Genomic DNA, 16,272 nt, shown 5'->3' on the forward strand with positions numbered 1-16,272 from the left:
TTCACTTGTCTATATCTTTTTCTACATATTAACGAGCATTGATCATTTCTTACTAATTTTGTATCTGTCAGACGGATAGCTATTTGATTTTTTTATTATTATGGGAAGAAGAGGAAAGAAAGGTCGTTTTTTCGAGTATCGCGATGAGCGAAACGCAGATCTTCTGCGCGTATTCAAAGAGTGTATTTTATCCGCGCTACCCACAGATGGGATGTGTCAAATCTATCGAAAAATGGTATCGCAAAAGTCTAAAAGATTCTGGGTGTCAGAGGAACAGGCCAGGAAAGTAGTATCATATATGATGAAGGGAGGTGACATCAGCTATATGAGCGATAACAAACAAAAAATGTTTGCTGAGATATACCATCGAGTTTCTAAACTTCAAGACCAATATCCTGAAGCTCTCCTCTATCTATTAGTAGAAGAAGTTGTCTCCTCCGAAGCCCCCTGTTTCTATATGACCCCTGAATCAGCCAAAGTTATAATCAGTCAAATCAAAAAGAGATGTTACGAACAAAGATTACGATTATTGCCATTCTTACGGTAATACACCTATCCGGATTTTCTAGTTCAGTCTATGGCGTATCATCGTATTCTCCCTGGTGGACACATTTCTCTTATCCATTTTTTCATGGGAGTATCATGCATCTTATTTGCAATCTGTATGCCATATGGTTTTGCCTCAATGAACGAACTTATCCTAAACAAATACTAATACCAATATTATATACAATTACCGTAGTTTCTTCTTTTATGTATACATCTGGAAAACCAACAATTGGTATATCCGGAGCTATATTTGCTATGATCGGAATAAACATCATACAGATACCTACTCGAACTAATGTGATATACATAGTAAGCATCTTGGCAGCAGGATTCATTATGCCACAAATTGCAGGTGTCAATCATTTAATATCCTTTCTACTTGGAGGTATGATAGCGTTATTCACACGTAACATAAAACAATTCAATCATGACTACCGCCGAACTCATTAAAGAAGACGTAAAGCGGAAGCACACCATAGACAGTACGTTCAATCCGCTCACAGGAGAAGGAGCGCCGCTCGAACGAGTAAAACTCTCATTGCCAGACTATGCGATCCCCGTACAGTTTATTCCCCTATCTATGCGCAAAAAGAAATTGGTTATTCAATTAATCAAGTACGGATCCATACATGCATTTCTCAAGTCACTCAATATCCCCGATGACGAACTCGATCAAGAGCGCGAAAACCTAATTCGACAACTCGTATTCCTTCGTATAAAGCACGACTTCTGCTTCTGGGCATATTCCTATGTCAAAATTAAAAACAAGTTTGGAGGCAAGAACATACCATTCAAGCTCAATAGGCCACAACGCAAACTTCTGCTTGTTCTAGAAAAAATGCGATTGGAGAACCTTCCTATCAGGGTTATCCTACTAAAGGCGCGCCAATGGGGTGGCTCTACACTTGTACAAATATACATGGCATGGATTCAACTCGTACACAAGGAAGGGTTCTATTCCGCTATCGTAGCTCAAGATGCTGGTACCTCTCGAAAAATACGCGCCATGTACTCGAAGATGCTGAAAGAATACCCACCCGAGCTGTTAGGACTTTCATCTGGACGGAAGCTCGAACTTACACCCTATGAGGGATCACACAATGACACTATTATCAGTCAAAAAGGAGAGATAGCGCGCGATTCTGTTATTTGTATTGGAACAGCCGAACGTCCGGACTCCATTCGTGGAGGTGATATATCACTGGCTCACATGTCAGAAGTAGGGTTATGGAAAGCGACCGATGGGAAAACTCCCGAAGATATCATTCGTTCCGTTTCTTCATCTATTCTTTTAGAGCCGTTAACGATGGACGTTATCGAGTCAACTGCCAACGGAACCGGCAACTTTTTTCATACCGAATGGCTGGCCGCCAAAGATGGAGAATCTGACCGTACTCCTGTTTTCGTTTCTTGGTTTGAAATAGACATGTACGCGAAACCATTCAAATCAGAACAAGAAAGAGAGGAATTCGCTAACTGGATTATTGACAATAGAAATAATACAGAGGAAACATCACGCTCCGAATGCGGCCGATACATCTGGAAGCTTTGGAAAATGGGCGCCACCCTCGAAGCCATCAATTGGTACGTCAGCAAACGGAGATCCTACAACTCGCATTCCGATATGGCAGCTGAGTTTCCATCCGACGACGTCGAAGCATTCAAGCATTCCGGAAAAAAAGTATTCGACCAGTATGCGGTCGAGGAACTACGGAAATACTGCCGCGACCCTCGCCACATCGGAGAAATAAGAGGAGAAGCCACCGAAGGGAAAAAAGCCCTCTCCGGCACGCATTTCGTATCAAGCAAACAAGGAGCATTCCGGGTATGGGAGATGCCCGACAAAGAAATACACGTCAGCAACCGTTACCTGGTAGTTGTCGATGTAGGTGGCCGCTCAGACAAAGCCGACTTCTCAATTATCGCTGTATTAGATCGGTTTTGGCTCGCCTATGGCGACAAGCCGGTCATTGTAGCAGAATGGAGCGGACACATCCGCCACGATCTTTTAGCATGGAAAATGGCACAGATAGCCGAGTTCTATAACAGGGCACTTCTTGTTGTAGAGAGCAACACCTACGAAAAAGATCAAGATACCGATGGAGATCACACCGAATACATCCTCAATCAAATCGGCGAGATCTACCCCAATATGTACAAGCGCGAAGCCTCCGAGCAATCTATCAAAGAAGGTCGACCAACCATGTGGGGATTCCAAACCAACCGATTAACAAAACCACTTATTATTGATAATCTAGTCCGATATATCGAAGAGCAACTTTACATCGAGAGAGATAACGCTACAATTGACGAATACCTCTGCTATGAGAAGAAAAAGAACGGGGCATTTGGTGCTATCGACGGCAAGCATGATGACAAATTAATGACTCGCGCTATTGCCCTACATATTTCCAACAATATGCCCATACCTAAAATAATTGAAGATAAACCAAAGGTAGCCAAGAGGAAAACAATCTCTGCAGCAACCTTATAAAACCCAAAGTTATGAAACTGATTACATTACTATCAAATTACATCCACTACAACGTAGACGAACTAAAGTTAAAATTAGCCATCCGTTTAGCGGATAAAACGCATGCAAGAACCGGCAAACGATACTTCGTCATGCCAGACGACAAAGACAAACTCATCATCATGCATCGGCCATCATTCCGAAGCCTGAAACATACCGGCAGAATGTCATACTCCGCAAAAATAGTTGATCTCAAGCGTGAAAGTTTCTACTTCACTCCATACACATTTCAGTGCAAGGAAAAAGAAGCCATAACTCCGATTACTAGGGAGGCCAAACGCGTTATGTTCCATAAATATATGAAAGAATCGCGCATCACTCGAAAAAAGGAATTCCGTCTTCCTCTTTTAACACGTCTTAGAATAAGATTAAAATTACTGGTTATTCAATATAAGATGGCGGTTAGATAGAAATCAAATAGGGCGTTAATCTTTTAACGCCCTATTTGATTTCCTCCTATTTCATGGCCGTTTGAAGTTGCTGTACCGCTTGAGGATTAGCGGACTGTGCAATTTTTTGTTGCAAATCAGGAGAAATACCTTGGGGAATATTACCGTTTTCAACCTCTTCACGTTGACTCTTAATACTCTGCAGTAATTGATCCGCAAATGGGAAGTTTCCATTTTCAAGCAACTGCTCTATACTTATTTGCCCGGCCTTCCATATTTCCATCAAGAAATCATTGGCTATCATTCTATAAGCCGGTGTATTGGCACTTTCAACAATCGAAAGGTCAAACTCTACATCATTGATTTTCTCTGGATCATATTCCGAAACACCATTTGCATTCTTCCCAACAATATTAAGCACTCGTTTGCTATCATAAAACTGCTGTATATTCTTCACTTTTTTAATACTAGATTCTATGATAAAACTAGAGAATGATTCTAGCAAATCAAGCAAAGAAGAGGATGCATTTTGCTGCTGCTGCTGATAAAGTGAAGCACTCATGCCGGAATACCCTTGCTTCCCTTGCAGGGCTCCGGTCACTCCTGTTACATCCTCCATCAAATTCATCTGCAGCTGCAACATTTCAGATATGCCAATATTTGTACTTTTATTAGCGACTTGAGTAGGCACTTTATCCGTCTTTCCAGAAGTGTATACGATCACACCATTAAATCTCGCCCATTCATCAGAGAAGTCTTCAGGCGTCATATGCTCAGGTATACACTCCTCCGGAACCAGAAGAGCACCCTTAGCACTCGCACGAATAATAAAGTCATTCAACGTTATCAACCTATTCACGTATCGCTGTTGATCGATTACGTCACTCACGAAACTATGTACCTCCCCATCTATAAAAGGATACAACTTAATAGTATAAGGGTGGCTCCTATGTTTATAAGGTGTTTCTCCCTCCATCAAGCATTGCCCAAAAGGAGTTAGAAAACGATAATACCAATAGTCATCCATGAACCATTCGTATTCAATCAGAGGAATATCATCTACCGCCATACCTGCGGAAAGCCCCTCCTCTATCCTCGAATTATTTTCTGCCTCTATATTTCGAAGGTTACTTACCTCGTCCTTATAATAATCACCGTTCAAATAGTCATGGCATCTATATCTAGGCTTTTGTTCTTTTCTCCATACTTCTATCACCCGGCATAAGTTAGTGTCGTATGATGATAGAAAATCAATATTTTTCAGATCGCTATTTGCCAAACGGTCTGCGTACTCTGATAAATACCTCCTATCAGCAGCAAGATTGTATATTTCCCTAAACTTTCTGTAGTCATCAGGAGACTTCGCGAATGACACACATAGTTGTTCAAAAGTCAAGTCGTGTATCTCCCCGATAAGAGAAAGATCCCAATGTCTCACATCCCTCATTACACTATCAAAAAAGATATGATTAGAACTCACCATATCACTCCAACAGTCCATTTTATCGTTTCTCCACCCATATGTCTCCTTTTCAAACGCCCCTCCACCAATAAGAAACTCTTCGAAAATACGACCATTTACTTCTTGCATTCGATTAGCTTTCCAGTTGCATTGCAATGCGATACTCATAGTTTCGCCAAGCTTCTGTTCGTCCCTATCGTTAGCCGTACATGTAGGCTCCTTACTCTGACCTCTATAGGTTCCCATCACCGTGCGAACTAGTCGCCTGATTAAGTTATTTTTTAATGGGACACTACCCTGCTCCATGATATATCTTTCTTCGGTAATTGTCTTTCCATCATACTCTATCATATCACTCCATTGGTCTCCATAGGTATATCGTTTGTTTCTAGCACGTTCCTCGCGATATGCCCGCAAGCTATCCCAGCAATGCTGAGCCTGCAGCAGAATATCGAAGTTACTACCTAGTTCACGCGTTCTATCTCGCTTCAAACTATCCAATTCATCGTTTTCTGTTATTCTTGATTTTGGAATCAACTTTCTCTTTGCCATGATTATACATTTTTGACAAAGGAAATCAGAACAGATCACTTAGCTATTCTATCCATTAACCAATAAGGGGCACTGCAAGACACAGCACCCCTCATTAAACACACTTTGTACTTTACTCAATTTTACCAAGCTCTTCAATCATCTCCATCTTCAAAAGGTTGATCTCCATTTCGATTCCCTTCTTCTCTTCTGGATCTGACTCTTTAATGGCGTTTCTCATTGCGTCAATACCTGCCTTATATTCTTTCATTATCAAATATCGTTCATGCTGCTTAGAACCATTCAGAAAATCATACTTCTCTGCATATTTTTCAATATCCATCTCAGCCTCATTTTCATATCCCTTCAACCGCTGTTCCGTCTCTTTGTACTCATTTAAATACTGATAATAGGCATCATTCACCTTTCGGAAAGATATTTTATTATCGCTTCCGGTAAAGAATCGATTTGCAACCGGAACATTTCGCCACATACGTTCATCTTCATCCCAAATCATCGACAGCGTTTTGAATAACTGATTAGCCGTCTTACCCATACCGCCAAAATAACCCTCAAACACATGTTCAACTACTGCTGGATTCAAATCAACACCGCCCGTCATATATTTGTCGCCACCCGATACCTCATTAAGAAACTCAGCACTATTCACCATCCATTTAGCTGTTCCACTGAATGCCTTCGTCCATGCTGGCATCAACTCATTGTAATCATTCTTCTTGTAGATAGGCTTCCCGAAAAAATCTCTATTCGTAAATATTTGATAGAATGGTTTTCCTGCATCTGGAACAAGCACACTAATAGCATCCCCATTCCCACCAAGCGGATTTATAGGCAACAATTCCGTAAGTTGATTAACCATTTCAATCGAAGCCTTCTTTGTATCCAGCTTTCCATCAACCCCATTCATGTTCCCTCTACCCATCTGATACCACATCTCTCCAAGCCCATAAAAGGCTCTCAGTTCAATCGGCAATGGTATTGTAATAAAATGCTCTCCACCAACCCATAAACAGAAGTTGTTCTTCCTAACCCACTCTGGGAGATTATCATAAGAATCTCTTTTCTTCTTCCATTCCGCACGCTCTTCGTCAGTCATATCATCATCGCCATCACCGATAAGAGATTCAATGATAAAGTTATTAATCATTGGCAATAGAATTCCGGCAGCCGAAAATCCCCCAAGAGTAGTATAAAACTTCCCTCTACTCCTATCATGCAGTCCTTTTAAATTATTGAGTGACTGAACGGCTGCGTTAAAGAACAAGAACAAGCTCTTAATTGTACCAGCTCCAATCCCGCCGGCACCCTTCTTATTGAAGTTTACTGTAACCTCCTTGGCATCTCTAATAGAGTCGACTATTCCGCGTCCCATCTCCCGACTCGTCTGGTAAGTAGTGAATCGACTCACATTTTCCGCGCAACGGTTCATAAAACTAACGGCATCAACAATGGCATGTACGCCGGAACTCAAGCTTCCCATCGTACCATTCGACTTCTTAACGTGTCTATCCATCATTTTTTTATATTCCTCTACATTGTGAATTGCTGTATACCCAGTTTCTCCACCATTTTCTAGAAATTCGAGGAAATATCGATCTCTGGCGTTCCGCATGTCCAACCGACCCGATTTATACCGAGCCATAAGCCCAACAACTGCTCCAATATTCTTAGCAATGTTCTTATCAAATCGTTTAGCGTATTTCCAATTCTCCTTTATCCAAATTGCAGAAGTAGAAAATATTACGTCTCTACTCATATTGCTCAATACAAACGCAGGATTACGAGTAGTAAAGTTGGAGGCCAGCTGTCTATTAACCTTTCCAATCATCTGCATAAACTTGTGATCCGTTGCATCCGGGTTTGTCAGCCCATTTATCGCTTGCGCTGCCCTCGGATTACCATTTACAAATACTACATACTCCTTTCCACCACTCTTCACAACAACAGAGTGTTCGCTTTTCTCTCGCTTTGACGCTCGATAATCAAGACTTATCCCATTGGTAGACTTAGTCGCCATTCCACTCTTACTGAGTTCAACCATACGTGCTTCATGATTATCAATCGCCTGTGCTATCTCGTCTGCTGTCGCCTCAGCCTCTATAGTTGGGAGAGACTGTTCCCATACGGGATCATCAACTGTTCCGACATTCTCATACCACATTGTTTTCACTGTTGCTAACGATGTGGGGTGATTCAAAACCATGTTTAAGAACTTCTGCTTCATCAAGTTTCTATTTCCTTGCAAAATCCCGCTTTCGGCCATATTTCCAATTACCGCAAATGGATCATCAGCCATAGATTTACGCCCAAAGGCAGCTTTCACCGGAGCATTAAAAACAGATCGTTCAGACAATACGTATTCATATACATCACTTGCAACATCATCGTTCCATCCACGCAATGGAACGTAAAAATCAAACATGCCTTTTATTTTGTCATAAATACGCTTTGTCATCAATCCGCTTTGGTAAGATTTTTTCAAAGTCTGTTTTGTTGCTGCATTTATCTTTTCCCAAAGAACATCGCACAAATCAGAATGCATGGATTCAAACCCATCTACCATCTCTTTAGCAACTATTTCGAAATTAACTTCCTCGCCGGTGAGTTGAACTAATCCTGAATAATCACTAGCCCTGTTAGCAATATAAGATGGCGCCAATGAAGAACGGGTATTAAAAACTTCATGATCATATGTGGCCAAATCAATCTTTCCGGAACGAAGTTTACTCTTCAAATCGGAAACAATCGCGTCATGCTCCAGCTGAATACCATTGGCGAAATCCTTTCCTTCATCATTCTCTACTGATCGAAGCGCATCTCTCCATGCAAACTCTCTATTACGTTCCAGACCATGTTTGGCCATTACATACATCTTTACTTCATCCTGCTTCGCCCCATTCTTTATCAAAGACTTTACAGAATCCATCATAGGGATAAGAAACTTATCCTTGTAAATCTCCGTCTCATGAGCACTCTTGCTGCTCATCTGATTCTCTGCCATATAAGCATCTTCAAAGTACTTCAGTTTATCGCCGGACTCCTTTTCGATAGCCTCCTGCATTTTCTTTAAACCGAGCATACTATCTTGATAAGCCTCTTGCCATCGATACATCCTATTCTTTGTCTTATCCAAAGAATCTTCGTACTCTTGCTTGGCTATACCCTCAGTGTCCGAATTATCAGTATCCTGTATAATACTAAAGCTATGAGTTGAACTATTCAAGAATATCTGGTCTTTACGATACACATCCTCGGTCTCTCTGGAAAGACTATTTCTACGTTCTTCAAATGTCATATCCATTCGCGACTGAGCATTACGCGCCTCTACTTCACCTGCGATGCGGTGATATCCCTCTTTTTTAAAAGGCGCATTTCCGCGATCAACATATTCTTTATATTTCTCATTGAACTTTTTTTTATTAAACCTTTTACGCATAAATATTAATGCATTCAATGCTCGTTTCCCATCTTCCGTCCTTTCGAAATCAGAGCGAAAAAGATCATAGCTTCGATCATTAAGAAATTTGCCTACAGCAGCGTATGGATTATCCGGATTTCTTAACGATCTATCTAACCTTGAAATCTCAACTGACATAGATGAAGGATCTTCGAATATAGAGGGATTTCCACCTACAGCAAATCCTTCGATTTCTTGTATAGCATGTTGCACCTCATGAATCAGTACGCTTATCAATGGCATACGTATTACTCTGTCGTTATTATAATCAATAATAAAATCAGGATGAAGCTCTCCGTTAGTAATATACCCTATATCCAACCTAATAGTAAGTCCATCAAAAGAACCTAAGGCGTTTTCTATATCCATATCGGTAAACTCGACTCCAATACCACCCAATTGCGGGTATGCATCAAACAAAGAATCATCATTGTAAAGTTCTCCAAGCATACAAGTATATGTATCGCCAAATGAGTTAGACAAATGAACATCTTTATTGACTTGTCCATCTTCAGTTTCATATCTCCATTTTCCATCAGCACCTCGCTCCCAACCTGTAGCCATTTTGATAGAACTGGCACCTTTATCCGAATTTTCCATTTCACGGGCTACATTCAAATTATCAAGCCTGACAGTTGCTTCACCTGCTCGATCAAGGCCATATGCACCCTTCTCGCCAACGAAGCGGAAACGGACTACATTTTCGACAGAATTATCTTTGTGGGGTATAACATCGGCATCTTTAGCAGATTCACGCATTACAACATCCTTTGCCTTAGAAAAGATATCGTTGTTTCCAATTTGATTCTCATAACTCCTCCAAAGAATATATCTCAAATCGGCATCATTTATCGGAGCGCGCATTTCAATGCCAACTTTCGATAGCATTTCCATGAAGAAATCCTTAATCTTTCGCCAGGCACTCTTTTCACTTACATCATCAAACCCGCGCTCGGCAAGTACTGCCAAATACTCTTCCGTAGCTACCCGAGTATCAAATCCATGCTTACGAGAAAGAGCGGTTATCTTTTCTCGGATCACCCCATCTACATCTCGATACACTTTGTCTAAGAATGAATCAAACTCACCACCAAACATATCCCGCAGCCCCTTATGGGCTACAACCTCATGAAGTATTGTAGATTGCACATCTTCCACACTTGAAGCGTTCGGGAGTACAATCACTATCTCTCCAGTAGATGAGTCAAACCAGCCTTTAGAATCCCTCTTCCGCTGTTGCAATTTAGGATTATCATCTACAATTTCCCACACATTGTCCACTACACGAATATGAGTATTCAGCTTGTCAGTTAAAGACTGGATTTCATTACGAATACGACCAACAGAGACTACCCTTTCTTTTCGACTGGTTTCACTTTCGACTCCTCCATTGGCTCCGATACTTTCTCTATCTGTTCCTCTTGAAATATCGAATTCTTCTCCCAATAATCCAAGAACTCCTTTTTTAGAATGTGAGGTTTTTGTATTTCCTGTTCTTGCTTCTCTTTCTGAGTCCGCATATCCTCCAGTTCCTCGTCGCTCCAAAACAGTTTGTTCGATATCTCCTCGTTTATATGGATCCACCGAGGTTTTGCTTTCGTTTCTTCTTCGCTCATAATTTGATAATATTTTATTAATTAAAGGCAATATCTTTGAAATAGAGTCATCTTTCAAATTTTTGATCATCCATTCAGAAACATAATTAGAGGATATTTCGCCAGTAAAGAGTCTTGCAAGTAAATCTTTTTTTTGAAGTTCACTTCCAATATAAGCAATCAATTCGTTTACCTTTTGATATACATCTCCACTTTCATACCCAGGAAGAAACTCATTAAGCTGTTCTTCTCCAATCTCATTTCCAACCTCCTCAACTTCATCCACAGAAAGTTCAGTCCGTACAAAAGTATGAAAAACTTCATGAGCAACATACTTTTTCATAACATTTTCATCATTAACAACAGAGCTATCAATCAATATTGTGCCATTACTCATGTTTATGGCAGGCCCCTCTACTTCTTCAATTCCATTTTCTTTCAGCTTATCAACAAATGCGTCGTGATCCAAGACTGAGATAATGTCATCTACCATAAACTGTGACGCAAACTCATTTGCAGATGTTTGTAGATTATCTATTTCTTTTGAGCGAAACCGAATGTCATCATTCTCTTTTGAATACTCACCATTATTTTCTGTTGCAGATTTTATTTGATTAGGATAAAATGCTACATATGTTGGTATTTCCTCATTCAAACTTATTTTATCTGCAATAACCCCATCTCCGATATCCATCATTTTCTTTGATATAACAGGGGCATAGTTTCTATGCAGTGGTTTTTTTATGTTCAAGAATGCATCTACTACATACGTCCCACCATTAAACCTTTTTACCGCATCTTTATCTTTGGCAAAGTAAAAGCCATTACGCTGAACCTTATCGTGATTGAATGAGAAAAACTCACTATCTGTCCCATGATACACAACCATTGGCTCACCATTCTCATCTACAACCCTTGATGCACCTTCTGGGTTATTTTGCCAATCTCCAAACCAATCTTGAAATAACTTAGTTCGAACCTGTACCCATTGTGTAGGAGAAAGATTTGTGTCTACTCCATTGGGAGCCTTAAGGTAAGAGCCCTCGGCTTTCGCCCGTTCAATTATGCCTTGTTCCTCAGCTGAAGGCATAAACTCAACATCATTTTCATCCACTACACGGAAACGAATATTATCATCAGTGGTGGCATATCCACGAGCAGCCTTATATTCAGCAAACGGTTTCTGCTTCTTCGTCCCGTTTTTCAGCCATTCATCAAATACTTCACGCGGAACACCGGTAATATTTCCAAACCCTTTCCACCCCTCTTCATAGTTTGACATATAAGCTGCTCTAGCATCTTCTTCCGTGTCAAACCCATACATCGCCTTATGTTCATCAAAGGTTCCATCTTCATTTACTTGGTCTACCACGTACACGCTCTTTGGTTCGAGGTTATCCCCAAGGAACGTGTCAATATGATCTCCATCCTTACCCTTTGTCCCACGAAAATAGCCATACGTGTTGTTCATTGAGATTTCCCACTCCTTACCATCCTTATCAACGCCTCGGCGAACGGATCCTTTAGGATTCTCAATAGTAACATCATGCCCACCAATCTTCACATGCCCCATTCGATAATTCCCCGCTTCTTTTTGGGCTTCAGTCGGGTTTACATCTACTTTTCGCTGTTCGTCGTGCAATTTTTTCGCACCAACTACACGCATCGCGTAGTCAAATGGGTTCTCTCCATCTTTTGCTGATGGAATAGCAATTTGTGTCGATGCTAATTCTCCTAATCCGTCGATTGATTCCGATTCCACCACATCAACACCAGGGACATCAACCTCATCTGCGCCTCCTTGTCTCCCGATCTCGCTCTCATCAATAACTCCGGATCCTTCGGGCTGCTCAACGCTCCCGCCTCCCGAGCTTTGGTTAGGTTCTCCTTGAATATCCGCTGTATTTCCTCCGGAGATAGATTCATCAACCGATTCTTTTGTTCCTCTGTCATTTTCTTCTTTTATTAATTCGTCTGCAATATCGCCATTTATTTCATCAAAATTAAACGATTCAAAATATTCTTTCAATCTTTTATCCGTTGTCTCCATGTCCGCCTCGTAATCCGCAATACTCATGCGAGCAGCATTATTCACCCACATTTCATAAGCGTCATACTCAGCCTGTCGTTCCTGTTCGGCCATTCGCTCCCGACTTCCTTTTATGTATCCGAATAGATCTCCACGGGTACGAGAAGATGAAAGAATATCTATGATCGTATTACGTCCGGCATTTGCATCAGATTGATCGAAGAAGTTTGTACCATTTGAAGCATCCATCTCCATCAGTCTCTCTCCGGCTTCCTCGATACTCATGCCTCCATTTGATTTTGAAGAGAACAATCCAAACATTCCCTTCGCATCTTGATTGCTAAACCCTGTCTCGCGTTTATAATCGCCAAACAACAATGGGAGTTTGCCAGAGCCAAGCATTGCCGCGGTAAACTCTTCTGCATTCATAGGATCACCCATGGAAGCTATAGCCTCAGCCGTGACGTCACCCGGTTGCACGCGAGTAGCTTGTATTTGTGCATCTATCTCATTCCAATAATCTACTTGCGATTTAACATCCAAAACACTATTCTCCCACGCTTTCTTCTCGGATTGGTACTTAGAAAGATTCGTACCTACTTTAGGCTTTCCCTTCTGAAGCTTTTCTAAGCGCTTTGTAGCTTCCGCCTTTTGTGCCGCAACAAACTCATCCATTTCAGATTCATCAAGCCCGTAGGAGCGAACATTCTCAAGTGTTGTTTCTACGGGAACCTTATGGTATAGCTCACTCCCTTTATCATCAACCGGAATGCCTATTGTGCTTGGTGCTTGTTCGATTGAAACAGGATCGATCAGAGTATTGGCATCACTACTTTCGCTGGATGGCGTTTCAATAGGTTGTTCTATAATAGAGGTTACACCATTTTCACTTGGCAATATTTCAGAAGAAATGTTCTCTTTTTCTTCTTCATTTTTTATATCACCCGCGATTTCTTCGCCTTCTATGATATTTTCTGTTCCATTTTTCAGTTCTTCCGCATCAATTGGAGCACTCTCTCTAGGTATGATAAATGACAAAACTTCATCAGCTGAGAAAACATCGACATTTTTCTCCTTTCCATCATGACCTACTATTTTCTCATCAAAACGAATTTCAATATTCCCGTCGCTGTAAATACTCTGCACAACAGCAGAATGAACAACACCATTGATGTTTAAGTCAACCTCGCTACCAGCCTGCAACGATTCAACCTCTTGCACTTTCTCTTCTTCGTTGGGTGTCTCAATCTCTTCTGCATGCCGAGCAGATTCTTGCTCTCGAATAGATTGAGCTGTTATTTCCTTCATTACCTCACTATTTTCGAAGGACTCGACCTTATACAGATCTTCAACCGGACGCATCTCAATATTTCCGTTCTCATCGCGAGTAATAAATCTCTTATCAGACTGCTTGCGATCAATAATACCATTCTCCCCAATCACGATTGATCCACTGATAGGATATACATGTTTCTTATCATCAGTAGTCAGTGTTACATCATATACATTCCCATCGGAATGTGTTGCCCTCTGGATATATTGATTGGATGATGCCACCTTTTCATCTATCGCATCTCGAATCCCGTGAATCATTCCATCAAAACGAGATTGGGCGTTGATAAACGAAAGCTCATTCGCTACATCTTCTCCGGCCTCCGACCTCTGCCTCATCAATTCATATCGAGTATTCTCATCAGCAGAGATAAACTCATCATCCAATTTACTTTCAATGGCTTCAAGCTCTTTCGCGGCCAGCCGCTTTTCTCTTCTGTCAGCCTCCGCTAGTTTATATCCTGCATCAAAATTGACCTGCGCTTGAACTATCTCATTGGGAGTATCACCCTCAGTCTTTCTCTTTAAATCTGCGAGATTAGCACCATGGTATGCTTTTAGTCTTCCGGCATATAGCAATACAGACTGCTTTTGTTCATCACTTATTTCCCGATCAGACATTGTTTCCGAAAGAATGGAGTGCAACTCTGCATCATCCGCTTCATCAATACGATCCTTCAATGGCTCCCAACCATCACCAATTGCATTCGATGCCTCCATGCCGGCCTCATTTAATTTCTTTTTCTCTTTATATTTCTGCTTTGCATATCCAGCTGTTTTGATACCTGAGAAGAATCCACCAAAAGCAGAAACGCCAAGGAACGTATCAATCTGAGTATCCACATCAACAAGATCCGACAATTTATTATCGCCAACCGTTAATGCGTTCATCGCCATTCCCGCTTGTTCTTCCAAATACTCACCGATAGTACCATTCCATTGCGTTCTCTTCTGGAAGTCATTCACTATTTTAGCGGCATCACTCGATTTTACACGTCCTATTATATCGTTCACCTTCCCAAGTCCGATCTTATTCATCGACCTTCGGCCAACATTCTCAATAGCATTACCAATAGGAACAAAATGCTGCCCTAATAATTCTGATACATATTCTATCGTACTTGCGCCATAGGCCTTTGCGAATGCTTTAACTCCATCGTCACCATCCTCCATGCGATCAAAGCGATAATATCCATCAGAGTCAATCGTACTCTTAACTTCTCCCAACATTCGATCAACAGCATCGGAAGAAGTACGAACGACACCCGTAGTTCCTGCCATTGCAGCAGCGCCGGCCACATCACCTGCAGCACGGGCAGATACACGGGCAATCTTTCCAATAGTACTCTTTGCTGCTTCTTTACCGAATTTCGAAATAAGTTGCTTTGTAGCAGCCTTACCAACGGCGGCACCGGTACCAGTAGCTGGATTAATCATAAACTCAGCCATAAAAGGAAGTGATTCGGCTGAAGTAGAACCTGCCTTATACCCTCTTCCCAAGTCTCCAGAGAATTCACCTTGAGCGGCGGCTTCTAAAGCAACGGCATCAAGAAGAGCATCTTCTTCAGCCGACAACGCTAAACCTTTCGACTGCTTATCAACAGCAGCTGCGAAAGCAACGTTAGACTGCAAGTCTCTTGCTCCAAAATCCCATGTACTAGCCTTTGATACTTTCTCCCAAAAACCGCGACCAAAACCGGACACAAAAGACGTATCGCCCTTTTTCTTTGCCTCCTCGATCATATTAATCGTATCATCAGCCTTTTCCCCACTAATACGAGCTAAATCCTTATTCTTTTCAGCTTTCACTTGTGCATCGGTAACCGTTCTTATACCACTACCCATCACAGGATTAAGAGCGGAAGCCATAGCAGTAAACGGATTACTCAAAGCGTCATAATCAGCTTTCACCTTATCCGCACTTGCATTAAGGTGCATTGCGTCAGAAGCCTTCTTTGCCTTCCTGGCCTGTTCCTCTATTCGCTTTCTCTCTTCCTCCCTCTTCTGCGTATCGGTAGGCTCATTCATCTCCTTAACAATATCGAAAGGCTTATTTACAGGGATTGGAGTCGTCGGTTTATAATCCTCTACACTATCCATTACCTGAGTAGTTGACGAATCACCAATAACCGGTGCAGCAACAGATGAATTCTCATCGACTCTACCAGATGACCGCCCATCAAACAACCTTGCATCTTTGTACGACGAAAGAAAATCACCCCTCCTATTTACCGGAATATTATAATTCTTCCCGTTCGCTTCATACCGCTGCGTTGCATCCGGATAAGTCTTTTCAAAAGCATCGACTTCACTATCCGGGATATTATACGTTTTACTGTTTCTTTTATATATAGGCATAGTACTTTTTGTTTTT

General features: G+C 41.3%; 6 protein-coding genes. 4 read left to right on the plus strand and 2 right to left on the minus strand.

The window, feature by feature from the left end; genetic code table 11:
• Positions 1-100: 100 nt before the first annotated feature.
• Genes TY03_RS08390 through TY03_RS08405 form a run of 4 tightly spaced genes read left to right on the plus strand, consistent with a single transcriptional unit; the run spans position 101 to position 3,492 of the window.
• Positions 101-547, plus strand: a complete 447-nt coding sequence (locus tag TY03_RS08390; RefSeq protein WP_042368869.1) for a hypothetical protein — start codon at positions 101-103, stop codon at positions 545-547.
• Complete coding sequence (locus tag TY03_RS23215; protein WP_074434146.1) at positions 505-999, plus strand: rhomboid family intramembrane serine protease; 495 nt, start codon at positions 505-507, stop codon at positions 997-999. The genes TY03_RS08390 and TY03_RS23215 overlap by 43 nt, the downstream gene beginning before the upstream one ends.
• Positions 977-3,043: a terminase gene (locus TY03_RS08400; protein ID WP_042368873.1), complete on the plus strand. Its 2,067-nt coding sequence runs from the start codon at positions 977-979 to the stop codon at positions 3,041-3,043. Before TY03_RS23215 ends, TY03_RS08400 begins: the two co-directional genes overlap by 23 nt.
• Positions 3,044-3,054: 11 nt before the next feature.
• Positions 3,055-3,492: a hypothetical protein gene (locus tag TY03_RS08405; protein WP_052332428.1), complete on the plus strand. Its 438-nt coding sequence runs from the start codon at positions 3,055-3,057 to the stop codon at positions 3,490-3,492.
• 46 nt (positions 3,493-3,538) lie between these two features.
• Here the strand turns inward: TY03_RS08405 and TY03_RS08410 are convergent, their stop codons facing one another.
• Positions 3,539-5,485, minus strand: coding sequence for a portal protein (locus tag TY03_RS08410; protein WP_042368874.1), 1,947 nt, complete (start codon positions 5,483-5,485; stop codon positions 3,539-3,541).
• Between the two features lie 112 nt (positions 5,486-5,597).
• Positions 5,598-16,256: an LPD38 domain-containing protein gene (locus TY03_RS08415; protein ID WP_042368877.1), complete on the minus strand. Its 10,659-nt coding sequence runs from the start codon at positions 16,254-16,256 to the stop codon at positions 5,598-5,600.
• Between the last annotated feature and the right edge of the window lie 16 nt (positions 16,257-16,272).

Origin of the sequence: Bacteroides neonati (assembly GCF_000499785.1) — a bacterium.
Lineage (GTDB): Bacteria > Bacteroidota > Bacteroidia > Bacteroidales > Bacteroidaceae > Bacteroides > Bacteroides neonati.

Excerpts from the sequence above, each read along its gene's own strand:
- TY03_RS08390 (WP_042368869.1), top strand. The coding sequence starts at position 101 with ATGGGAAGAAGAGGAAAGAAAGGTCGTTTTTTCGAGTATCGCGATGAG.
- TY03_RS23215 (WP_074434146.1), top strand. The coding sequence starts at position 505 with ATGTTACGAACAAAGATTACGATTATTGCCATTCTTACGGTAATACAC.
- TY03_RS08400 (WP_042368873.1), top strand. The coding sequence starts at position 977 with ATGACTACCGCCGAACTCATTAAAGAAGACGTAAAGCGGAAGCACACC.
- TY03_RS08405 (WP_052332428.1), top strand. The coding sequence starts at position 3,055 with ATGAAACTGATTACATTACTATCAAATTACATCCACTACAACGTAGAC.
- TY03_RS08410 (WP_042368874.1), bottom strand. The coding sequence starts at position 5,485 with ATGGCAAAGAGAAAGTTGATTCCAAAATCAAGAATAACAGAAAACGAT.
- TY03_RS08415 (WP_042368877.1), bottom strand. The coding sequence starts at position 16,256 with ATGCCTATATATAAAAGAAACAGTAAAACGTATAATATCCCGGATAGT.